23 protein-coding genes and 1 riboswitch are annotated in these 22,195 nt (G+C 69.3%); of the genes, 2 read left to right on the forward strand and 21 right to left on the reverse strand.

The window, feature by feature from the left end:
* Positions 1-292: 292 nt before the first annotated feature.
* Positions 293-616 carry a GYD domain-containing protein gene (locus tag ASG94_RS17235; RefSeq protein WP_200958161.1) on the reverse strand — a complete coding sequence of 108 codons (324 nt, stop codon included), beginning with the start codon at positions 614-616 and terminating at the stop codon, positions 293-295.
* A 593-nt stretch (positions 617-1,209) separates the two neighbouring features.
* On the opposite strand from ASG94_RS17235, the gene ASG94_RS17240 reads away from it, so the two are divergent.
* A complete protein-coding gene (locus ASG94_RS17240) occupies positions 1,210-1,818 on the forward strand; it encodes a hypothetical protein (protein ID WP_156411652.1) in 609 nt (202 codons plus the stop codon).
* Positions 1,819-2,029: 211 nt separating this feature from the next.
* On the opposite strand, the gene ASG94_RS17245 is transcribed toward ASG94_RS17240, so the two are convergent.
* The 19 genes from ASG94_RS17245 to ASG94_RS17335 form a co-directional block, all read right to left on the reverse strand.
* On the reverse strand, positions 2,030-3,748 hold the full coding sequence (locus ASG94_RS17245) for a type IV secretory system conjugative DNA transfer family protein (RefSeq protein ID WP_082624283.1): 1,719 nt from the start codon (positions 3,746-3,748) through the stop codon (positions 2,030-2,032).
* Complete coding sequence (locus tag ASG94_RS17250) at positions 3,745-4,209, reverse strand: hypothetical protein (protein WP_056927687.1); 465 nt, start codon at positions 4,207-4,209, stop codon at positions 3,745-3,747. Before ASG94_RS17250 ends, ASG94_RS17245 begins: the two co-directional genes overlap by 4 nt.
* Positions 4,206-5,285 carry an ArdC-like ssDNA-binding domain-containing protein gene (locus ASG94_RS17255; RefSeq protein ID WP_056927688.1) on the reverse strand — a complete coding sequence of 360 codons (1,080 nt, stop codon included), beginning with the start codon at positions 5,283-5,285 and terminating at the stop codon, positions 4,206-4,208. The genes ASG94_RS17250 and ASG94_RS17255 overlap by 4 nt, the downstream gene beginning before the upstream one ends.
* Positions 5,282-6,754, reverse strand: coding sequence for an ATP-binding protein (locus tag ASG94_RS17260; protein ID WP_056927689.1), 1,473 nt, complete (start codon positions 6,752-6,754; stop codon positions 5,282-5,284). Before ASG94_RS17260 ends, ASG94_RS17255 begins: the two co-directional genes overlap by 4 nt.
* Positions 6,755-6,777: 23 nt before the next feature.
* Complete coding sequence (locus ASG94_RS17265) at positions 6,778-7,185, reverse strand: hypothetical protein (RefSeq protein WP_156411653.1); 408 nt, start codon at positions 7,183-7,185, stop codon at positions 6,778-6,780.
* A gap of 314 nt (positions 7,186-7,499) precedes the next feature.
* Positions 7,500-8,963: a DHA2 family efflux MFS transporter permease subunit gene (locus ASG94_RS17270; RefSeq protein WP_056927758.1), complete on the reverse strand. Its 1,464-nt coding sequence runs from the start codon at positions 8,961-8,963 to the stop codon at positions 7,500-7,502.
* Positions 8,964-9,070: 107 nt separating this feature from the next.
* Positions 9,071-9,616 carry a dihydrofolate reductase family protein gene (locus ASG94_RS17275; RefSeq protein WP_200958162.1) on the reverse strand — a complete coding sequence of 182 codons (546 nt, stop codon included), beginning with the start codon at positions 9,614-9,616 and terminating at the stop codon, positions 9,071-9,073.
* A complete protein-coding gene (locus ASG94_RS17280) occupies positions 9,601-10,176 on the reverse strand; it encodes a TetR/AcrR family transcriptional regulator (RefSeq protein WP_056927692.1) in 576 nt (191 codons plus the stop codon). Before ASG94_RS17280 ends, ASG94_RS17275 begins: the two co-directional genes overlap by 16 nt.
* A 414-nt stretch (positions 10,177-10,590) precedes the next feature.
* On the reverse strand, positions 10,591-11,340 hold the full coding sequence (gene cobS / locus ASG94_RS17285) for an adenosylcobinamide-GDP ribazoletransferase (RefSeq protein WP_056927693.1): 750 nt from the start codon (positions 11,338-11,340) through the stop codon (positions 10,591-10,593).
* Entirely contained in the window at positions 11,341-12,411 is a 1,071-nt protein-coding gene (cobT, locus tag ASG94_RS17290) for a nicotinate-nucleotide--dimethylbenzimidazole phosphoribosyltransferase (RefSeq protein ID WP_082624286.1), read from the reverse strand.
* Positions 12,408-12,953 (reverse strand): bifunctional adenosylcobinamide kinase/adenosylcobinamide-phosphate guanylyltransferase, encoded by a 546-nt coding sequence (locus ASG94_RS17295; protein ID WP_056927694.1) that lies wholly within the window; start codon positions 12,951-12,953, stop codon positions 12,408-12,410. The genes cobT and ASG94_RS17295 overlap by 4 nt, the downstream gene beginning before the upstream one ends.
* On the reverse strand, positions 12,944-13,897 hold the full coding sequence (locus ASG94_RS17300; RefSeq protein ID WP_082624287.1) for a cobalamin biosynthesis protein CobD/CbiB: 954 nt from the start codon (positions 13,895-13,897) through the stop codon (positions 12,944-12,946). The genes ASG94_RS17295 and ASG94_RS17300 overlap by 10 nt, the downstream gene beginning before the upstream one ends.
* Positions 13,894-14,532 carry an adenosylcobinamide amidohydrolase gene (locus ASG94_RS17305; protein ID WP_056927760.1) on the reverse strand — a complete coding sequence of 213 codons (639 nt, stop codon included), beginning with the start codon at positions 14,530-14,532 and terminating at the stop codon, positions 13,894-13,896. The genes ASG94_RS17300 and ASG94_RS17305 overlap by 4 nt, the downstream gene beginning before the upstream one ends.
* Positions 14,529-15,974: a cobyric acid synthase gene (locus ASG94_RS17310; protein WP_056927696.1), complete on the reverse strand. Its 1,446-nt coding sequence runs from the start codon at positions 15,972-15,974 to the stop codon at positions 14,529-14,531. The genes ASG94_RS17305 and ASG94_RS17310 overlap by 4 nt, the downstream gene beginning before the upstream one ends.
* Complete coding sequence (cobO, locus tag ASG94_RS17315) at positions 15,971-16,546, reverse strand: cob(I)yrinic acid a,c-diamide adenosyltransferase (protein WP_056927697.1); 576 nt, start codon at positions 16,544-16,546, stop codon at positions 15,971-15,973. The genes ASG94_RS17310 and cobO overlap by 4 nt, the downstream gene beginning before the upstream one ends.
* Complete coding sequence (locus ASG94_RS17320) at positions 16,543-17,310, reverse strand: ABC transporter ATP-binding protein (protein ID WP_056927761.1); 768 nt, start codon at positions 17,308-17,310, stop codon at positions 16,543-16,545. The genes cobO and ASG94_RS17320 overlap by 4 nt, the downstream gene beginning before the upstream one ends.
* Positions 17,307-18,356: a FecCD family ABC transporter permease gene (locus tag ASG94_RS17325; RefSeq protein WP_200958163.1), complete on the reverse strand. Its 1,050-nt coding sequence runs from the start codon at positions 18,354-18,356 to the stop codon at positions 17,307-17,309. The genes ASG94_RS17320 and ASG94_RS17325 overlap by 4 nt, the downstream gene beginning before the upstream one ends.
* A 64-nt stretch (positions 18,357-18,420) precedes the next feature.
* Complete coding sequence (locus ASG94_RS17330) at positions 18,421-19,371, reverse strand: ABC transporter substrate-binding protein (protein ID WP_056927698.1); 951 nt, start codon at positions 19,369-19,371, stop codon at positions 18,421-18,423.
* A 49-nt stretch (positions 19,372-19,420) separates the two neighbouring features.
* Positions 19,421-19,566: riboswitch (adenosylcobalamin (AdoCbl) riboswitch) on the reverse strand.
* A 15-nt stretch (positions 19,567-19,581) separates the two neighbouring features.
* Positions 19,582-20,439: an aminotransferase class I/II-fold pyridoxal phosphate-dependent enzyme gene (locus ASG94_RS17335; protein ID WP_056927699.1), complete on the reverse strand. Its 858-nt coding sequence runs from the start codon at positions 20,437-20,439 to the stop codon at positions 19,582-19,584.
* Positions 20,440-20,575: 136 nt separating this feature from the next.
* Between ASG94_RS17335 and ASG94_RS17340 the strand changes: the two genes are divergently transcribed.
* Entirely contained in the window at positions 20,576-21,151 is a 576-nt protein-coding gene (locus tag ASG94_RS17340) for a histidine phosphatase family protein (protein ID WP_056927700.1), read from the forward strand.
* 54 nt (positions 21,152-21,205) lie between these two features.
* Here the strand turns inward: ASG94_RS17340 and ASG94_RS17345 are convergent, their stop codons facing one another.
* Positions 21,206-22,168, reverse strand: a complete 963-nt coding sequence (locus ASG94_RS17345; RefSeq protein ID WP_056927763.1) for a GlxA family transcriptional regulator — start codon at positions 22,166-22,168, stop codon at positions 21,206-21,208.
* Positions 22,169-22,195 lie beyond the last annotated feature (27 nt).

Below are 22,195 nucleotides of genomic sequence, written 5' to 3' on the forward strand. Positions count from 1 at the left end.
CTGGTCATCCACCCGCTCGACCCGATCTCGTCCCGCAAGACCCCACCGGCGAAGCCTCCGGTGGAGGGGCGTCAACCGACCAGCGCGATGGCGCACTCCTCTCGGCAGATCCCGATGTGCGGGCGCGCGCCGACAGGCGGCGGAACGACGCACTCATCGCGGCATGTGACTGCGCGCGAGGACGTCGCCCTGCACGGTACCTACGGCACCTACGCCAGCGGCGCCCAAGCTGTCTACGACCGCGAGACCGGCGAGGCGGCGTCGGGGACTCGCCGCACGTTCGCCCTGGAGGTCAACTTCCCGGCGGCGTGTAGTCGATCGTCATGTTCGCTGCCTCGTCAATCTGGGCGGGTGTCAACAGAATGACGGTCTCGTACTTGCTGAGCGCACCGGTCTGGCAGACGGTGCCGGCGATGGCTGCCATCGCCTCATGACTCGGCGCATCGATGATGGCGAACAGGTCATCAGAACCGAACGAAAAGTAGACACTTTCTACGGAGCCGCCTACGCCAGAGGCCAACTTCTCGATGGCCTCCGCGCGAGCGGAGCCACCCTTCGCCATGACGCCTTTGATGCCTTCGGGCGAGTACGAAGCTTTGATCATGTACTTGGCCATGTTGTGCTCTCTCTGGGGATGGCGGGCGACGACGAAACACCCGAGCGGGCGTCTCCTCCGAGCCATCAAGAGCCGAGTCCTCGACGACGGTCACACGGACCGGGAGCCAATCTGACCGTACGCTCCCGACCGTGAATGCGAAAGGCGCTTGGTGCGCTCATCGGCACATTCGGATGTTTCTCAGGGCGCCGATAGGCGGCGGATTAACGCACCTGCTCGGGCGACCTACTCGCGGCACGTGCGGATATGAGGCGCCCGGGATCTGTCAGGACCGCGCGTCCCACTCTTCGTCGAGCAGCGCGTACCCCACTCCGTCCAACCACCCAGGTTCTAGCTGCCACAACGCCTTGCGCCCGATGCGCGCCCGGCGCGTCCCCGCGTGCTCGAGCCAACCAACGGAGGCCACGTTTTCGGCATTTCGAGTCCCCTGTCACCGGGCGCAATCCGAGGCCGTCGAAGGGCGCTCGCAGGAGCGAGCGCACAGGCAGTGGCGGTCCCGAGGCCTGTCCCGCCACAGCCGGCGGATCGACGATGTAGCCGATGCGGCCCTCGTCGTGACCCCACCCCGGTCCCGCACTTCCCCGATATATGGCGTGTACAACGCGTCGTCCGAGGCGTTGTATGGAGGCAGCACCACCGCTCGTGCCAACAGTGTCGTGCCCTTGTCGACGGGAAGAGACATGTTTGGACGAACCCTGAAGACCCTCACCGCGGCAACCGCAACCGTCGCCCTGCTGAGCACCGGGGCCGCCGCTGCTTCAGGACATGAAGCCACCGGCCCGGAGTCGTTCAACGGGTTCCTCGTGAAGACGAACGGCAGCATCGACATCACCCGCATCGCCTTTCACGGAGCATTCGATGGCGTCGGCCGCATCATCGAGACGGGAGCCAGACCCGGCGACCCCGACAACGTCAACCGAGACAACCTGGTCTTCGCCGACGGAACCATGCACCTGCTCAGCACCAACAACGACGTGAAGTTTCACCTCAACCCCACAACGTGCCGGCTGAGCGCCTGGGTCCAACAAACCAACCAGATCACTGGCGGCACAGGAATCTTCCGGAACTCCTCAGGAACGTTCAAAGGCACGGTGCGTGCGTTCGGAGTCTTCCCCCGCAAGGCAAACGGCAGATGCAAACAAACCGGTGAACTCCTGCACGAAGTCGACCTGGTGGACGGCCACGGACACTTCACGTTCTGAACAGGCCGCGTGCCCCCGGCATCCTCTGCGCCCGGCTGGGCGTCCGGCGCGATGACCGCGCAGACGTCGCGCAGGCACACTCAGTGGCCTCAGTAATGGTCGGCGCGAGTGCGCGTTGACCGCGCCACAACTGTCGGCGACGACTCCGCATCTCGACAGATCCGGAAACCGCTTGGCGCCGATTGGCGGCGGTTGGTGCCGGACAGCTGGCTCACTGCCGGCTTGTCCACCTGCGGAGTCCCGTCACGATGGGCGGGGCGCTCCGGAGCAGGATCAGGGCAATACCGAAGGGGAGCGTGCGGATGCGCTCGGGCGGCATGACCGCCGCGCGCCGGTTCGACCGTTGGAGAGAGCGGCCGCCGTAGTCGCTGATCGTCACGGTGTCTGAACGTTCGTCCCGCTCTCCGATCAGCACAGAGAGCTCCTGGAGGTCCTTGGACGCCGATGCTCCGCCAAGGATGACCTTGACGATCGAGGCGTCCCAGATCGTGCTGGCGGCGTGGTCACCCCACTTGCTCCGCGCCTGCGAGAGCGACTGGAGGACTGGCATCGTCGTGATGCCGGTGCCACCGCCCTCAGCCATAAGAACCGGCAGGGAGGGGAGCGGCGCGAGGTTTCCGATCTCGTCGAGCGCTAGCAGGAGCGGGGGATCGAGCCGAGCGCCGGTGGAGCCCGCCGCGAGGTGCCGAGCGACTTCGGTGAGGTCCTCCATGAAGGCCGCCACGAGGGGCCACGAAGCGCCAGCACCTGCGCCGGTGGCGAGCAAGTACAGCGTGCCGTTCTCCACAAGGAAGTCGTGAGGATCGAAGGCGTCGCCCGGATCGGGACTGACGGCCTCGAGGACGGCCGGATCCGCCAGGCACGCGAGAGCTTGGCTTACCGCCATCCAGATCGAGTCTCGGGTGCGCGGGTCGGCATTGATCATCCCGTCGAGAGCGTCCGCCCAACCTGGCGCGGCTTGGGGTCGGCTGGCAAGGATGCCGACCGCGTCGGCCGCAGCAGAGGGCGACAGGGACCACTCGAAGAGTGTCCGGGTGGGTAGACGTTCGATCGCGGCCGCGTGGAGCAGCGACTGGAGTGCTGACCGGGCCTTGCCCTCCCAGAAGCCACCTGACTCCACCCCGCCGGACGAGAGCCCGGTCGTCGATGCCAAGCCGGCTGCTCGGATCATCGCGGTGAGAGGTTGCTCGCAGCCTCGGATTGGGGACCAGCGAACGCCGCTCCCATCGACGTGCGGGAGTACTGCGGTCAGGTGCTGCGGGTCGAAAACCGCCACAGGTCCGCGTTCCTTACGGGCCGCAATGGTGGCCACGACGTTGTCCGGCCGGGTGGATGTCGTGACGACGGCACCAGGGGCGTCGAGGATCGCGTTGATAAGGAGGTGCAAGCCCTTGCCGGACCGAGGCGGTCCGATGACCAGAATCGAGTCCTCGACCGAGGCCCAGATCTCCCGACCGCAGCTGCGCCCGAGCAGGTAGCCGACGTCCTCCGCCTGCGGGCGGCTGATCGAGGGCCGGAGGGACTCGCCTCGGCGTACGAGCGCTCGCTTCGACGCAGCAAGGTCGATGTCTCGTCGGGTGGCGATGCCCTCGATCTTGTGAGGGTCATGCTTGGTGCGGTGGCGTAGTCGGGCGACGACGGTCCAGGTGACCCACGCAGCGCTGCCGATCAGCGTGAGCATGGCTGCGACGACGAGCCAGTACGGCGAGGCCGACAGACCAGGTGTGCCGAGCGCCGTACCCGGGTCCCCGGGGTCAGTGAGGACCCGAAGCCCGCCTGCGACACCTCCGCGGGGACCCGGCTGGCCGGCCAGGAAGGCGGCGACCTCTCCAGCGCCCCCGAGGGCGAGCCCAAAGCCGAAGAGGGCGATCAGGACCATCAGTGCGAGGTTGACGAGCTCGTCGTTCGCGCTGCGCGGACTCGGGTTCATGCCTGCGCCTCGACTGGCGCGACTGTCTGCGAGGTCAGGCCGAGGAGAATGAGCCCGTGGCGTTTTGCGGTCAACAGCGCCGGTGGGAGGTTGATGGCGACATCGCCATTGGCATCGGCTTCCTGGCGTGCCACGACGTAGGCGAGAGCGACCTGTTCGCCGGGCTGGAAGCCGGCGCCGGCAAGTGTCGGTGTTGCTGTCTCTGACTCGGGCTCCATGGCATCCGGAGCCGCAGCTCCCGCGGGAGTCTCGATGTCCGAGTACGTCGTGCCGTCAGCCTCGTGGACTTCGACGCGCACCGCAGTGCCGAGGCTCGCAGTGATCTCGTCGAGGACCGAGCGAAGGTCGTCGCGAGACAACCTTCGATCTTCGGCGTGCGGCTGGCCGTCGATGCTGATCTCGAGCCGGCCATCGGAGTCGACGTCGAAGCGGACGGTGGCGAGGACGACTGGGACCTTCATAGCCCGAGGACCGATCCGTCGTGACGCGTGCCGGTGATAGCAGGCGCCACCCCGGCTCTGCGGCTGATCGCCTCTCGTTCGAGACCCGACGGGGTGCCGTCGCCGACCTTCTGGGTGTCGAGGTCCTCGAGGACGCTGAGCGCCGTGTTCCTGACCCGCTCGGCCGTCGACTGGATGACCTCGACCGGCGTCTTGCCGGGAACGCTCGCCGCCCATGTCGAGACGTAGGGGACGGTGTACGACGAGGTGTCGAGCCCGTGAGCCGCTCCAACCATCAGTGCGATCGACTCCGCTTCGACCTCCGCGATGCCGCGGTGCAAGGTCGCGTCAGTGGCGAGATTCGTGGACACGACATTGTCGCGAGGAGCGTGGAGGAGGACATGTCCGAGCTCGTGGGCGAGCGTCTTCATCTGGGCGGCGTCGTCCATGTCCATCCGAATCGAGACCTCGCGGGCGAGGAAGTCGGTCAGTCCATTGGCGCCGCCGATCGCGGCCGCGGACGACACCAGTCGAAGCTCGAACCCAAGCCCGGTGATCTGGTCGGCGAGACCGTCCCAGAGGCCGGCTGGAGCTTCGCCGTGCAGCAGATTCGGGCGGGGCAACTCGGGCACAGGATCGCCAGCCGTCTGTGAGACGTCCCAGACGTGCGTGGGCTTCAGGCCGATGAGCTTCGACTTGACCGACTCCCTGGGACCGGGCTTCTCGCCTCTGCCGAGGGGATGCCACGATGCCGGATCCGCTGGACTGGATGACGCGAACCTGGCGGTGACCGGCGCGAGGATGCCGTACCCGTGCTGACCCTTCTCGACATGGCGTCCAAGGGAGAGCCACTGGTGGAACCCCGCGACGTACGTCGGTGTCGGGTTCGGCACGCGCCCTTCGTTGTACGCCGCGAGGTGCTGGGTGTAGATCAGCATCGTGTTGTTGAAGCTCCGCGAACGGAACTGTGCGGCGAAGCTCAACGCACGTTTCCAGTCCTCGCCGGTCACCAGCGCTGCGACGGCCTCGGACAACTGTCCCTGTAGGGCGTCGAGCCTGGTTTCGCGGTCGGCTCGTGCTCGAACTCGCGTGGTCATGACGCTGGCGCTCCCGTCATGCGGCCGGCTGTGTCGAATAGTGCGAGCTCGGCGGGGTGCATCTGGTGCTGTACGACGAAGGAGCGGTGCTTGATCCGCCACAGGCCCTGGCCGGTGCCAAGGGTCGGGATGAGCGACTGCTCCGTTCCGGTCAGCCCGAGAGCGGCTGAGGTCGCTCCAAGCTGGTCAGGCTCCTGGCGGTAGACGATCCGCGTCTCCGCATTGGCAAGGAGTGAAGAGGCGAGAGCACGCATCGCCGAGCCTTGATCGCCGACGTTGTCGAGGTCGGTGAGTTTGTGGAAGATCAACATGTTCGCGATGCCGTAGTGCCGAGCGAGGCGCCAGTGAGCGTCCATGCGGCGAAGCAGGGCAGGGTGGGACATCAATCGCCAGGCTTCGTCGTACACGACCCAGCGCTGCTCGCCTGCGGGGTCGAGCAACGCAGACTCCATCCACGCCGACGCGCAGGTCATGAGGACGGAGATCAGGGTGGCGTTCTCGGTCACGCGGGACAGGTCGAGGGAGATCATCGGGAGCTTCGGGTCGAAGGCAACCGTGGACGGCCCGTCGAAGAGACCGGCCAGGTCGCCCGCCACGAGCCGCCGCAGTGCGTGCCCAACCAGGCGACCGTCTTCGGTGAGCCGTCCGTCGGGATCGTCGATTCGGTCCGGTGCCAGCAGCCGGTCGACGACCATCGGGAGCACAGGTACGTCGGCCCCACGGACCGTTCGGTCGATCGCGATGTCAACGGCGGTGTGCTCGAGCGGGCTCAGGCGTCGGTCCAGGACCGTCTCGGCGAGCGCTCCGATGAGGTCGCGCCGCCGCGAGGCGATCTGGCTTGCCCACTGCGCGTCGTCGAAGCCGGACGGGCGGTGACCTTCGTCCAGAGGGTTCAGGCGGTTCGGCATTCCGTGGCCCAGTGCGATTGCGCGGCCTCCGACGGCCTCGGCAACGGCGGTGTGCTCGCCCTTCGGGTCACCGGGCACGTATACGCGGCGGCCGAATGGGATCGACCGGGTGTAGAGACTCTTGGCGAGACAGGACTTGCCGGAGCCGACGATGCCGGCGAGAACGAGATTGGGTGCGGTGATCAGGCCGCGGGCGTAGAGGATCCACGGGTCGTAGACGAATGAGCTTCCGGAGTAGAGGTCCTGGCCGACGAAGACGCCCTCGCTGCCCAGGCCGCCTTCGGCGAGGAACGGGTAGGCGCCCGCGAGAGTTGCGGAGGTGTCCTGGTGGCGGGGGATACGGAAACGCCCTGGGGTCCGGAGCGCGGCTGTGCCGGACTCGCCGGCGTGCGGCAGGAGCTCGGTGGCGCGCTTCTCAGCAGCGAGTTCTGCCGCCACTTGTTTCGCCGTCGAGCGTCGGGCCTCCCGATCTTCAACCATCAATGCTCGCGCCGACGCGTTCCGGAGTCTGCGGTCGGCCAACTTCTCACGCCCGGGCGACACAAGCACGGTCGAGTGCACGCGATGATCGTCGCGTCGGTTGGTCACAGCGACGGCCCATGTTCGTTCAACTGTTGCGGTACTGCTTCGACATGAAGCAGGTCGAGGGCGTCGTACGCGATCGTCGCCTCGACCCCATGAGCCCGGTCGAGGCCGTTCGCCACCTGATGAACGATCTCGCCCGCGCGGTGTAGTTCCCAAGCGACCTGGTACGAGGCGGCGCATCCCGCACGCGTGTCGCCTCTCACCCACGCGCGCTGGCGGGCAAGGCCCTCATGGAACTCGGCGATCTGGTGCAGCGACTGCGCCAGTGAGGCGACACCGCTCGTGAGCTCGCCCAGGACGGAGTAGATCTCCGTCGGGTCCTCGACGTGACGAATCGCGTGGACGAGGTGTCGGAGGGCCTCACGCGCCTCATCTGCATGGGCACGAGGGCGGTTGAACGCGGCCATCAGTTCCTCCTCGATGAGTGGTTCATCTAGGAGGTGCGCGTGGTGCTCCGTCGTGTAGGTCCAGCGGTACACCCCGGCCCTCGGAAGCGCCGGATCCGACGCCTCATTGCCTACCTGGGAGCCGCGACGGAACGGACTGCCTCCCAAGAACCGATTAGCAGACGCAGCCGCTCACCACTGCTCGTGGTGCGCCGTCAAAATGGACGCCCGTTAGCGGCGGCCGAGCAGGCGGCCCCTGCTCGGTAACCCCACCAATGTTGTGAGTGAGGGCCCGGCCCGCAACCCCGGTCAGACGACCGGTTCACTCATGCCGTCTAGGGTTTCGCCACAGCAGGCGGTTCTGCCCGACGTGGTAGCAGCATCGCTGCAGCCACCACGATCGTCCCCATGCCTGCGGCCGCGGCAAACGCCCACTGCAAGCCGCCGATGACTGCCTCGGTCGGGGGTGCGCCGGATTGGGCGAGCTGTTCCGATCGGCTGTCGAGAATCACGATGAGAAGCGCCGTGCCCACTGCGCCCGCGACTTGCTGGAGTGCGCCGAGCAGGGAGCTTCCGTGGGAGTACAGCGAGGCGGGCAGGTCGCCCATGCCGACCGTGAAGACGGGCGTGAAGATCGTGGCTAGGCTCGCCATGAGCGCGACGTGCAGGCCGAGCAGAAGGCCGTAGGAGGTGTCGGCGTCGACTCGGCTCAAGGCGGCGAGCAGGGCGACCATGGCGAGAGACCCGGGAATGACCAATGGTCGCGCCCCGAGGCGGTCGTACAGCCCCCCTACTACTGGCCCAAGGGCACCCATCGCCAGACCGCCCGGCATGACGAGGAGTCCTGCCTGCAGCTCGCTCAGTCCACGGAGGTTCTGCAGATAGAGAGGCAGCAGGATCATGGACCCGAGGAAGGCCATGAAGCCCGCGGACATCAGGACCAGCGACACCGCGAAGGACCGGTGACGTACGGTGCGAAGGTCGAGCAGCGGGCCGCCCAAGCGTTGCAGGCGTATCTGCTGGAGCACGAAGAGCGCGATGAGCAGCGCACCGGTGGCGATCAGGACCGCCGTCTCGACGACGGTTGCGGCACCGACTCGGCTGAGCCCGAGGACGAGACCGCCAAAACCGCCGGCGGCTAGAGCCACGCTCACCCAGTTCGCCGGTCCGGCTTGCTTCTCGCCGACGTCCACGAGGTGGCGTGAGCCAAGTACCGTGACCGCCGCAGCAACAGGCAGGACTGCGGCGAAGATGAGCCGCCACGACCCCAACTCGAGCAGGACCCCGGAGACAGCAGGCCCAAGCGCTGGGGCGCACGACATCGCAAGGGTGACCTGACCCATGACCCGGCCGCGATCGGCGTCCGGCACGAGCGTTAGCAGCGTCGTCATCAGCAACGGGGTCATGACCGCCGTCCCGGCTGCCTGCACCACTCGGCCGACGAGCAGGATCTCGAAGGTCGGGGCGACGGCGGCCAGAGCGGTGCCGGCCGTGAACGTCCACATCGCAGTGGCGTACGCCGCTCGCGTGCCGACGCGCTGGAGGAACCAGCCTGTGACCGGAATGACGATGGCCATGGTGAGCATGAAGATCGTCGAGAGCCACTGCGCGGTCCGCTCGGCGATGGCGAAGTCCGCCATCAGTCGTGGTATCGCGTTGATCATGACTGTCTCGTTGAGGATGACGATGAATGTCGAGACGACGAGGAACTTGACTGCGAAAGGCGTGCGACTTTGCGGCCGATGGCGGAGTCTGGGCGCAGTCTCGTCGGTGTGCTGTACGTCGGTGGACGACGACATCTGGAAGGCTCTTTCGAGGGGGGAGGGGGCGGGTGAGGGGGCGACGGCATGCGCCACCCGCGCCGTCGAGCGCGGCGGGGTCGCGCAGCACGTCCGGCGGCAAGACGTCAGCTGTGCTGCACGCGGTAGGTCGTCTGAACCATTCCGCCGCCGAGCACGACGCTCCTCTCAAGGACGAGGTCGACGTCGTGCGGGAGCATCCGGAAGAGAGGGATGCCCGCGCCGATGAGGACTGGGACCTGGGAGATGGTGAGCTCGTCGACCCAGCCTGCCGCCAGGCAAGACTGGATCGTCGACGCGCCGTCGACGTAGACGCCGCCGGCCCTCATGCTGTGGAACAGGTCTGATGCTTCCTCAAGGCTGCGGACGACACGCACCCGGTCGTCTTGGCCGTCGGTGAGCGTGGTGCTGAGGACCACGACGGGCGTCTCGGCGTAGGGCCAGGGTTCGAAGCCGCTGACCACCTCGTAGGTCGCCCGACCCATGAGGATGACATCGACGCGCTCCATGAACGTCGAATAGCCAGCGTCGCCCGCGGCCTCGCCGCGGCTCAACAGCCAGTCGAGCGACCCATCGGGTCGAGCCACTTGGCCGTCGACGCTCGTCCCGATGTAAACCAGTCCGTCCCATGCCTTTGTCATTGTTCTCTCCATCTGTTCATGTCGTTGTCGATGGAGGCGAGCGCACGTCTCGCCGCCTGTTCGGTCCTTTCGATGGCGCTCGCGATTACGGCGCCAGCGAGCACATCTAGCCAGCGCTCCGCTGTGTCCTCGGGGGGTTCTTCAAGCAGCTGGCCGCGGTTGTGCGCGTCCCGCAGCGCGGACCGCAGGTAGGCGGCCTGGCTCTGTCGGCCACGGCCGAGCAAGGAACGCGTGTCGTCGTCGACGATCTCATCGAGGAGCAGCGTCAGGTGGCCCACTGTGCGGTCCGGCTCGCCCGTTGCGGCCAGCCACTCGCTCGCCCATTCCCGGACGTGTCCGAGCGGGTCGTCGACCGACGCCGGGGCGTATTCGGGCAGGTCGCGGACCCATTTCGTCGCCACGGCCACGAGCAGTCCGCGCTTCGAACCGAACCGCTTGACGACGGCCGCCGGCGTCACACCGACTTCGGAGGCGACCTCGGTCAGCGACCAGGAACCGTCGCTCCGGCGTGCGGCGACCGTGGCGGCAGCCCGGACGAAGTCGTCGTCGGACACGGTGCGGGGGCGAGCCATGAGAGTTAGTGTACGCAGATTTACTAACTCCGCAAATCGGTACATATGACCCGCCGCGAGGCGCACGGCCCGATTCGGCAAGGTCCAGACGGCGGCACGCCGATTCGACGCTGCATACGCCAGCTTGCACTTCGCAGCGTCCCCGGGCAGCCACGTCAGCCGGTCCGACGGGTCGACTGGTCGGTGCTCAGGCCGACGCTGCCGGACATGTTCGCGGAACCACGTGATCGACCCAGTCCGTCCGACACGCCTGGCGATCACCGTGGCCGGCATGTCCAGGGTGGACCCAGTCCGCCCGACACGTGGTGACGCTCGGGCATGGCCGCACGGTGGGTCGAATTCGGCAAGACGAGCATTGGGCGGTGTCTGCAGGAGTTGCTGTTCGACTGTGGGTCCTGATGGGCGTGGGTCGAATCAGGTGAGCGAGGCGACCCCGGCCAACAGCATGACGACCAGGGTCAGCTCCGCACAGGCGCCGAGCACGTCGCCGGTCACGCCGCCGATCCGGCGATGCGCCAGCACCCCAACCGCCAGCGTGACCATTGCAGCGGCGAGTGCCATCAGCAGTGCGGTGCACAGATGCACCGGGACCACCGCGGCCAACGCGCCGAGCGCCAGGGCGAGTCCGGTCACCGTTTGCCTCGTGCTCAGCTCCTGGACCACGCCCCGGCCGGTCCCCTCCGCCCGGGCATAGGGAAGGAACCGCGCCAGCGGGAGCATCGCTCCGCGGGAAGCGGCGTACCCGCCGATGAGGAGCAGCAGCAGGTCCAGGGGTCGAAGGGCCGCGAGCAGGGTCGACAGGGCAGCGACCTTCATCAGCAGGTGCAGTGCCAGGGTCGCTGCGGCGTACACACCGATGACGTGGTCCTTCATGATCTGCAGCCGGTGCTCGCGGTCCCGGCCGGCCAACCCGTCAGCGCAGTCGGCGAGCCCGTCCAGGTGCAGGGCACCTGTGAGGGCCGTCTCGGCGGCGACGGCCACCGTGGCCGCGATGAGCACTGGCCAGAGCTGTCCGGCTCCCACGGCGACGCCCGCCACAATGGCCCCGATCGCGGCCCCGACCGCGGGGTAGAGCACGGCGGCGCGAGCGGGAGCGACGGTGCCCGCCGATGCCGGCACCGGCACCCGGGTGAGCAGCATCGTGGCCGCAGCCAGCGGGCGCACTCACACCACCGGGCTGGTCTGGTCGAGACCGAGGCTGGCGAACGTCGCCATCTCGTTGAGCACCGCGATCGATGAGCGCACGAGGTTGATGGCGAGTGCCGCGCCGCTGCCCTCGCCCAATCGCATCTGCAGGTCGAGCAGGGGGCGCAGGCCGAGGGCGGCCAGCTGCAGGGCGTGGCCGGGCTCGGGGGACAGGTGTGCCGCGATCATCGCGTCGGTGCTCGCGGGGGCGAGGCGCGCGGCCACCAGGGCAGCGGCTCCGGTGATGAATCCGTCCAGAAGCACCGGGACCTGCCGCTCCGCGGCGCCGAGGACGACGCCGGCAAGAGCCGCCACCTCGAGCCCACCCACCGCAGCCAGGGTTGCCAGCGGGTCGTCGAACACCGCGGCGTGTCGCGCCAGGACCTGGTCGACGACCGAGATCTTGTGGGTCACCTGGACATCGTCGAGGCCGGTGCCGCGGCCGCACGTGGATGCGGCGTCGCAACCGAGGAGGGCGGCCGTCAGTGCGCTGGCGGTGGTGGTGTTGCCGATACCCATCTCGCCCAGCGCCACCAGGTCGACCCCCTCGTCGACCAGCTCGTGTGCGAGGTCGATTCCGTGGCGCAGCGCCAAGGTGGCCTCGGCCACGGTCATGGCAGCCCCGTGCGCGCTGTTCTTCGTGCCCGCACGGACGCTGCGGTCCAGTAGGCCGGGGACCGCCGGTGGGTCGATCACGCCCAGGTCAGCCACCACGAGCCGGGCGCCGGAGGCTCTGGCGAGCACCGCCACGGCGGCCCCGCCGGTGCCGAAGGCGGTGAGCATGAGCCCGGTGACTGCTTGGGGGAAGGCGCTCACGCCTTCCTCGGCCACGCCGTGGTCGGCGGCACAGACCACCACGGCGGCGGCAGGGTCGGGCAGGTCGACGCGGCCACGGAGGGCCGCGATTCGGGTCGCGAGGTCCTCCATGAGGCCGAGGCTGCCGACCGGCTTGACCTTGTCGGCCATGGCCGAGGTGGCCTCCCGCAGGGCCTGGGCCGAGGCGGGTCGGATCGCCTGGATGGTGCTCTGCAGCACCGACAGGTCACTCATGGGTTTTCCTCCTGGAGGTCGAGGTTGTGGTCGCCGAGCGTGAGGGCGCGGCCGGCGACCATGAGCTGTGCGAGCGATGCCCGGGCGGAGAAGGTGGCGTTGACCCGGCCCAGCCGGTCGCGGTAGTCGCGGCCGAGGGGGTGCATGGGCACCAGTCCCATGCCGACCTCGTTGCTGACCACGAACCAGTCCGTGGTGCTGGTGGCGCAGGCGGCGGCGGCGCGCTCGGCCGCCTCGTCGATCTGGGAGGCCGAGTCGCCGCGCTCGAGCAGGTTGGCGACCCACAGCGAGAGGCAGTCGATGATCCCGACGGATCCGGCTCCGACCCCGACGATCGCCGGTTCGATGTCGAGGGGCGCCTCGACGGTCGTCCATCGAGCAGGGCGCTCTGCGCGGTGCAGCCGGATCCGGTCCGTCATCTCTGCGTCGCGAGCCTGGGCGGTCGCGACGAACGTGACGTGGCGGCCGCTCGCGGCCGCCATCAGCACGGCGCGAGCCGACTTGCCGCTGCGGGCTCCGCCGGTCAGGAAGGTCAGTGGCATCGGGTGGATCTCCTCGTGTCCATGACTGCGACCAGGCAGGGGCCGAGTCGGCGGTCTGCCCACCACAGCAGCACGAGTGCCCCGATTAGAGCCCACTCGACCCGGCTCGTCAGCTCCCGTGCTCTCGCGATGTCCCCGGCCTCGGGGCGCGGGCCGTCACCGAGTCGTGGCCGGTCCTCGTGGCGTTCGCCGTACTGCAGCGGCCCGCCGAGCTCACGACCGAGCACGGCTGCGGCCGCGGCTTCTGCGACTCCGGCATTCGGGGACGGGTGCAGGTGGGCGTCACGTCGTACGACGGCGCGCACGGCGCCTGCCCGGGCGGGTGCGACGGTCATGGCCATCACCGCGAAGAGCCGGGCCGGGAGCCAGTTGACGCCGTCGTCGAGCCGGGCCGCGGCCCAACCGTAGTTCTCGTAGTGAGGGTTGTGGTGACCGATCATGGCGTCCATCGTGTTGATCGCGCGGTGCGCCCACACGCCAGGGGCTCCGGCGAGCACGCCCCAGACGGCGGGGGCGATCACGGCGTCGACGGAGTTCTCGGCCAGGGACTCGATCACGGCCGCAGCGATCGACGAGGCGTCGAGTCGGCTCGGGTCACGACCGACCAGTGAGGGGAGGCCGGTGCGAGCGCCCGCGAGGTCGCCGTCGAGCAGGGGGGCCTCGACCAGCCGTGCCGCCCGGCGCAGCTCGCGGCCGGCCGCGCAGAGCCCGACCGCCAGGGCCGTGGACCGTGTCACCCGGCCGGCCAGCGCCCCCAGCGCGACACCGGTGAGCGCGTGCTGCACCCCGGCGGAGCGGCTGTCGGCGTAGCCGACCGCCTCGACCCTCTGCATCGTCGTGCCGAACCAGGCCACCGGGTGACAGCGACCTGGCGGCTCCGGCAGTGCCTTCTGCAGCAACAACCCGCCGGCGACGCCGAGGGCACGCCGCCCCGGCCGGCTCATCGAGGACGCCCCGGGTGCGCGGCCAACCCTCGGTGGACGGCGGCATGCGTGGCCATGGCCACGCGGTGACCCCAGGTGGACCGCACACCTCCGAAGCGTTCCGTGCTGGCCGCGACGGGGCAGACCAGGGTGATCGCGTCGCTCGCCGTCCCTGTGCCGGGCACCTGCGCCTCCAGGAGTGCCTGGGTCTTGGCCTCCGTCATGGCGAGCAGAGCCTGGACCATCGCGGCCGGCTCCAGGGCCACCGGCAGCTGCGCGACCAGGTTGATCGTGCCCGGCCAGAGGGCATGCCCGGCCTCTGGGTCGGCGGCCCACGTCGGCCTGGTGACGCCGACGGTCGCGCACACCGACGCCCTCTCGACGAGAACGTGCTCCGCACGGGTGACATCGACGGCGGTGAACATCGCGATGCCCGGCCCGCGCAGGTCCCGGCCGGTGGCGATCGTGGCTGCGTGCTGGTCGAGATCGATCCGCGAGTAGTCGTGGGGGACGCCGATGTTGAGCAGCCAGGAAGGCGTGGTGAAGCCACCGCCGACGGAGGCCGACGACAGTGCCTGCACGGGTTCGCCGAACCTCCAGACCAGGACGTGCCGGTGGTCGGGTCCCGGCGGCAGGATGGTGGCGCCGGCCGTCATCGGACCCACCCCGGGGCAGCGTCGACCGGCAGGGCCGAGGTCGCGATCTTGTCCACGGCGTCGAGGTCGAGGTGCTCGCCGAGCCAACTCGCCAAGTGATCGAGGTGCTGGTCCACGGCCGTTGCGAAGGAAACGGGGGAGGGGTCGTAGCGCCGTCCACGTGACCGGGCCACCTCACCCAGGAAGGAGTGTCGGAAGGCGTCGTCGTCGAAGAGTCCGTGGACGCTGGTCCCGTGCACCGAACCCCGGCGACTGCCCTCGACGGCTACGTCCCAGGGTTCGTCGCTGACCGGGCGACCCCAGCGGATCTCGTAACCCGGGCCGGTCCGGCGCACGATCTTCGGCGTGGCGAAGGTCGTCTCGACGCCCAGGAGGTCCAGCCCGGGCACCCGGCCCGCTCCGGACTCGATCCGGTCGTCGATCCAGCGCCCGAGCATCTGGTACCCGGCGCAGATCCCGAGCACGACTGCACCGGTGCGGGCCACCGCGTCGGCCAGGCCGCGTTCGCGGATCCAGGCCAGGTCGGCGACGGTGGCGCGACTTCCCGGAAGGATCACCAGGTCCGCGTCGTCGAGGTCGTCGGGATGGGCGGCCCAGCGCAGGCTGACCGACGGTTCCATCACGAGCGGGTCGAAGTCGGCGGGGTTGGCCAGGTGCGGCAGTCGCAGGAGCGCCACCCGAAGCGGGGAGGGCGAGCCGCCCGGGCGCGTGGTCGTCGCCAGGTCGAGGCTGTCCTCCACGCCGAGCATCGGATGCTGACCCAGGTGCGGGAGGACGCCGAGCACCGGCAGTCCGGTGCGATCGGTCAGCTCCGCATGACCTGGCTCCAGCAGGGAGGCGTCGCCGCGGAACTGGTTGAACACGAATCCGCGCACCTGACGGCGCAGGTGGTCCGGCAGCAGCGCCCAGGTCCCGTACGCCGAGGCGAAGGCCCCGCCGCGGTCGATGTCGACCACCACGATCGCAGGTATCCCCGCGGCGGCCGCGAGCGGCAGGTTGACCAGGTCGCGGTCGAGCAGGTTGATCTCTGCTGCTCCGCCGGCGCCCTCCGCGACCACCCAGTCGTGCTCCGCACGCAGCGACGTGAACGCCTCGAGGACCACGTCCCGCAGGCCGCGCGCGACCTCTCCGTAACCGGCGGCATCCGTGACCGTGACCTCGTCGCCGAGCACCACGAGGTGGCTGGTGCGAGCCGCGGACGGCTTGAGCAGGATCGGGTTCATGCGGCGGTCCGGAGCCACCCGTGCCGCCCACGCCTGCATCGCCTGGGCACGTCCGATCTCACCCCCGTCGGCCGTGACCGCGGCGTGGTTGGACATGTTCTGCGCCTTGAACGGCGCGACGTCGCGGCCCGCGTCGGACCAGACCCGGCACAGGGCAGAGGTGACGGTGGACTTGCCGGCACCACTGGTGGCACCGCAGACCAGCAGGGCGCCGCTCAATAGTCGATCCCCTTGCGTGCCCTGATGCCTTGTTCGAAGGCATGCTTGACCTTCACCATCTCCGTGACGGTGTCCGCGACGTCGATGACGGGTTGCGGCATCTCGCGTCCGGTGAGGAAGACGCTGGTGTCCCTGGGTCGGTCGCGCAGGGTCTCGGTGACCTCCTCGGTGTCGATCCACCCCCAGTTCATCGGATAGCTGACCTCGTCGAGCAGGACCATGCGGTGCTCGCCCCGGTGGATGAGGTCCCGCGCGAACGCCCAGGCGGCCACCGCCTTGGCCCGGCTCTCGTCGAGGTCGCTGGAGTCCCAGCTGAAACCGTCTCCGGCGGTGAACCAGTCCACGCCGATCTGACGGCTGATCTTCTCCTCGCCGGTGTGCCAGGCCCCGCTCTTGATGAACTGCACCACCGCGGTCGGCCACCCTCGCGCCACTGATCGCATCACGGTGCCGAACGCGGCCGTCGACTTGCCCTTGCCGTGCCCGGTGTTGACCAGCACCACCGACGGCGCGGAGCGCAGCTCGCGTTTGTCGTAGGGGCGCTTGGTGCGCGGCTCTGCGTGGTCGCTCATGCGGTGTTCCTTCGGGTCGTGGTCGTGCGGCGGGGGAGGACGACGAGCTCGTCTGCGAGCCGGTGCACGTCGAGCGGGGTGCGATAGACGCGGCTCAGGACGACGGGGTCCAGCACCTGCCTCGGCGTGCCCACCGCCTCGGTCGACCCGGCTGCGAGGAGCTGCAACCGGTCGGCGTGACGTGCGGCGGAGCCGAGGTCGTGCATGGCGGCGATCACGCTGATGCCGTCTTGCCGGCGCAGGTCGTCGACCAGGCTCAGCACCTCCACCTGGTGGCCCGGGTCGAGGGCGCTGGTGGGTTCGTCGAGCAGCAGGATCCGGGTCTGCTGGGCGAGGGCCCGGGCCACGACTGCTCGTTGGGCCTCCCCGCCGGAGAGGGAGGTGACGGGCCGGTCGGCGAGCTCGTCCAGCCCCAGCCTGCCGATCACCTCGGCCGCGATCCTGCGGTCCCGGCGTGTCTCGCCCCGCAGCCAGCCGAGGTGGACGGTGCGCCCGAGCAGGACGTACTCGACGACCGACATGCCCTCGGGCAGCAGCGGTGCCTGCGGCATCAGCGCGATCCGGGTGGCGCGGGGACCGGAGCCGACCCGGAGGGTGCCGGTGTGGCGCAGCACTCCGGCCAGTGCCTTGAGAAGGGTCGACTTGCCAGCGCCGTTGGGCCCGATCACGCCGAGCCACTCGCCTGCCTCCAGCTGGAGGTCGATGCCGTGCAGGACCTCCGTACGGCGAAGTCGGACCCGCAGGTCGGTGGCGCGAAGCCTCATCGGGATCCGCCCCGCCGCCACAGCACGAACGCGAAGAACGGAGCGCCCACGAACGCCGTGAGCACGCCGACTGGAAGCTCCGCGGGCGCGACCAGCGTGCGCGCGCCGACGTCGACGCTGGAGAGGAAGGCGCCACCGAGCACACCCGAGAGCGGCAGCACCACCCGATAGCTGTGACTGGTGAGCATCCGCACCACGTGCGGCACCACCAGCCCGACGAAGGCGATCAAGCCGCTGACCGACACCGCGGCAGCTGTCACCAGGGTGGCCGCGGCGATCACCACCAACCGCACGCGTGCAGGCCTGAGGCCCAGCGCGGTGGCCTCGTCGTCACCCAGGCGCAGCACGTCGAGGTGTCGGGCGTAGACGCAGAGCACCACACTGGAGACGGCGACGTAGGGGAGCAGGAGCAGGACCTCGTCCCAGCCGTGGGCGGTGAGCTGGCCGAAGAGCCAGCTCAGCGCCTCTCGCGCCCTGGTCTCGTCCAGCTGCTGCAACGCGTAGGTCTGGGCCGCCGAGAAGAGCGCCGCCATCGCCACGCCCGAGAGCAACAGGGTGGCGGTGGAGGCGAACGAGCCACGGGCGATGAGGGCCGAGCCGCTGACTGCCAGCAGCGCGCCCGTGAACGCTGCTGCGGGGACCGCGCTGAAGGGCCCGAAGCCCAGGTCCAGGTCGAAGCCGAGGGCGAGCACGGCTCCGAGCCCCGCACCGGCCGAGACCCCGAGCAGGTAGGGGTCCGCGAGTGGGTTGCGAAACACGCCCTGGTAGGCCGCCCCGGCGATACCGAGAGCCGCACCGACCAGCATGCTCAGCGCCGTCCGGGGTAGCCGGATCGACCACAGGATCGCCTCCTGCGACGTGGTCAGGTCGGAGTCGACGGTGACCCACGGCACGGCGTCGAGGAGCGCCGACACCACTCCGCCCACCGGGAGTCCGGCGGCGCCCCGGGTCGCGCTGACCAGGCCCGCGATCACGAGCAGGGCCAGCGTGACCAGCAGCGCGGGCAGGGAGACCCGGTAGGCCCGATCGGCCGCGCGGACCACCACGGTGGATGGCTCGTGGCGTGGCCGTGAGTCCGCCGGTGCGGGAGGAGTGTCGGTCGCCATGTGCTCAGCCGACTGGTGCCTTCACCGAGGCGATGGCGTCGGCGATGGACTCGATGAGCTGCGGCAGTCGCGGTCCCCAGCGCGAGGAGATGTCGGCATCGACGGTGACGATGTTGCCGTTGCGGACCGCACTCACGTTCTCCCAACCGGGTCGGGTCGCCACGTCGTCAGCGGTGTAGCTCACCTGGTCGGTGATCACGATCAGCTCGGGATCGGCGGCGATCACTGCCTCCTCGGTCAGCTGTGGATAGCCGCTCTTCTGCGTGTCGGCCGCGTCGGCGACGTTGGTAGCGCCGAGCGCGTCGTACACCGAACCGATGAAGCTGTGCGAGCTGGCGGCATAGAGGTTCTCGTCGAGCTCGTGGTAGACGCGCAGGCTCCCGCGAGGAGCAGCCGTCAGCGCCTCGTCGACCTGCGCCCGCATGTCGGCGACGACCTCCGCGGTCTCGTCGACGTGACCGGTGGCCAGGCCGAGGGCGGCGACGCCGTCGTAGCCCTCCTCGATGGTGGCGGGAGCCGGGTTGACGATGGTCGGGATGTCCAGCTCGGCCAGCGCCGCGACGATGCCGTCGGTGTCGTTGGCGACGACCACCAGGTCGGGTTCGTAGCCGGCGATGGCCTCGACGTTCGGGTCGTACGCCGACAGGTCGGTGGTCGGTGCCGATGCCGGGTAGGTCGAGTACTCGTCGGCGGCGATGACCTGGTCGGCCGCGCCGATCGCGAAGAGGATCTCCGTGGCGGAGGGGGACAGGGAGACGATGCGCTCGGGCTGTTCGTCGAGGGTGACCTCGCCGTTGCCGGTGTCGACGGTCACGGGGTAGTCGGCCGGTGAGGCACTCGGGCTGGTGTCCTCGGCTGAGCCGGTGTCCTCGGCCGAGCCGGTCCCGCCGCAACCGGTGAGGGTGAGCGAGGTCGCCAGGACCAGGGCGAGCGGCAGGTGACGGAGCTGTTTCAACGTTCCTCCTGGTAGTGAGAGGAGGAAGCAGTCGCACGACGTCATCGCCGGACGAACCCACCCCTGTCCTCGAGGGTGATGCGGTTCAGGTCGTGAAGTTCGACCGGACTCGTCCACCAGGGTGCGATGGCTTGACCGTTGCGGGACAGTGCCGGACTCTCACCGGACTTCGTCTTCACGACGCTCGCGAAAGTTACACCCGGCCGGGAGTCACCGTGCGATGGGGTCCAGGGTGTGGGAGAAGGCCCGGTCGAGCCGGGCCAGCTGTTCGGGGTGTGGCACGGCGATGCGCGCGACACCCGGCATGCCGAAGCTCGTGCAGTCGCGCACGAGGGCTCCGTGCGGCGCGAGGGCCTCGCGAAGTCCCGGCCGGTCGACCAGCACCCAGGGGGCCGCACCGTGGGTCACGTCGAGGTCGTAGCCCTCCAGCAGCGCCACCAGGTGCTGTCGTGCGTCGCTGATCTGCATCGACCACAGGGGGAGGTCCGCAGACTCGAGCAGGTCCGGCAGCACCGCCAGCGCTAGTGCACTGGTCGACCAGTGCGGCTGGTGGCGACGGACCCCGGCCACGTCTGCCGGGTCCTCGACGAGCACGTACCCGAGCCGCAGCCCCGGGCAGGCGAACGTCTTGGTGAGTGAACCGACCACCATGCCCTCACGCCCTGCACTCCAGCGGCCGGTGGCCAGCGCATGGAATGCCTCGTCCCAGATGTCGGCGTGCTCGTCGGCGCCGGCCAGCCGACCAGTCGGGCTGTGCGGGTTGCTGCGCCACACCGGTCCGTGATCACCCCGCGGGTGAAGGGCGAACTCCGGCTCGGTGAGCACCCGCCCGCCGTGCTCGGCGACGAGCAGCGCGATCGCCTCGCTGCCGCCGTTGGTCACCAGCAGCCGGGTCGGGTCCACGTCCAACGCCTCGGCCAGGAGCCGGGTCGCCGGACGGTCGTCGGGGTAGTGGCCGAGCGTGTCCAGGTGCCGGGTGACCAGTGAGGAGACGTCCACCGCGAACGGATTCAGGTTCTGCGAGAGGTCCAGCAGCTCGGCGGGATCGAGACCCAACGCACGGGCCACTGCCGGACCGTCACCGCCGTGCGTCCCGGCGGTCGGTAGTACACGCGCAGACTCGGGCACCCGCCGAGAGTACTCACACGGACTCGGAATGGGCTGTGCGTGTCTGTGGGCGGTTCCCTACGAAAGAATCAGCGCCGTGACTCACCCCGTCTACCTCGTCCGCCACGGCCAGTCGGAGTGGAATGTCCTGCGGCTCACCCAAGGACAGACCTCCCACCCGCGGCTGACGTCGCTGGGACGCCGCCAGGCACAGCGGGCCGCATCGCTGATCGGCGAGGACCTGGCGGGCCGACCGGTCACCCGCATCCTCACCAGCGACCTGGTGCGCGCCGTGGAGACCGCTGAGGTCGTCAGCCGAGCGCTGCAGGCTCCGGTGGCGCTCGACACCCGCCTTCGTGAGCAGCACCTCGGCGAGCTCGAGGGACGCGGGTACGACGAGACCTGGGCGGCTGGGGAGGCTCACGACTGGTCCGATCCCGCGCTCCCGCTGGCCGGTGGGGAGTCACTCCTGGAGGTGCACGATCGGCTGGGCGCCGTGCTCGCAGAGGTGGCGGAGCACGACGGTGGCGTGACGGTGCTGGTCTCGCACGGCGACGCCATCCGGGCAGCGATCGCCCGCCTGACAGGCGTGGCTCCGCACGAGGCGCCGTGGGTCGAGGTCGCCAATGGTGCGGTGGCGCGTGTCGAGAGGGCGATCACATGGCTGGGCTGACGGTCGATTCCGGCGCCTTCCGGCAGGGCCAGGAAGCCTACGTCCGCGTCGCGGTCACTCGGCTGCGCGGAAGGCGCTGCGGTAGGCGGTAGGCGAGATGCCGGTGGTCGATCGCAGGTGAGCACGGAACGACGCCGCACTGAATCCGACCCGCGCGGCAACCTCGTCCACGGTGAGGTCGCTGCTCTCGAGCAGTCGTTGAGCTTGACGGAGCCGTTGCTGGATCAGCCAAGAACCGGGGGTGGTGCCCGTATCGGCCCGGAAGTGCCGGTTGAACGTCCGCACGCTCATGCAGGCGCGGTCGGCGAGTCCTTGAAGCGTGATGCGCTCGCCGAGGTGCTCCAGTGCCCACGTGCGAGCGCCGCTGGTCGACTGGTCGGGTGCGTGAGGTAGGGGGGACTCGATGAACTGGGCTTGGCCGCCGTCGCGCCACGGCGCGACCACCATGTGACGGGCCGCCTGGTTGGCGATCTCGATGCCGTGATCGCTGCGGATCAGGTGGAGGCACAGATCGACTCCGGCGCTGAGCCCCGCGGAGGTCAGGACGTCGCCGTCGTCGACATAGAGCACGCGTGGATCGAGGTTCACCCGCGGGTACAGACGCCGAAACTCCTCCGCCGCGCTCCAGTGCGTCGTTGCGGGTCTTCCGTCCAGCATCCCCACCGCTGCAAGGACGAAGGCGCCAGTACAGATGGAAGCCACCCGAGCGTCGGCACGCCGGCGGTCCAGCGCCGTCCGCAGTCCTTCCGGGGCCAGGCCCTCGCGTCGAGGACCCGGACTGTGCGTTCCAGGGATGACGATGAGGTCCGCCCCTTCGATGAGGCCCTGATCCCCATGGGGAGCCATATCGAATCCGTGCGTTGTCACCGCCGGGTTGCCATCCAAGGTGGCGAGCACGACGTCGTACAGCCCTTGGCCCTCCCCGTCCACGGCCTGGCCCAGCACTTGCATGGGAATGACAGCGTCATAGGCCACCACGGGTCCCAGCGCCAGAACGACCACGCGGTTGGGCGTCATGGCCAGATTCTTGCAGAACGCGGCATT

It is taken from the genome of Nocardioides sp. Soil805 (assembly GCF_001429625.1).
Taxonomy (GTDB): domain Bacteria; phylum Actinomycetota; class Actinomycetes; order Propionibacteriales; family Nocardioidaceae; genus Nocardioides.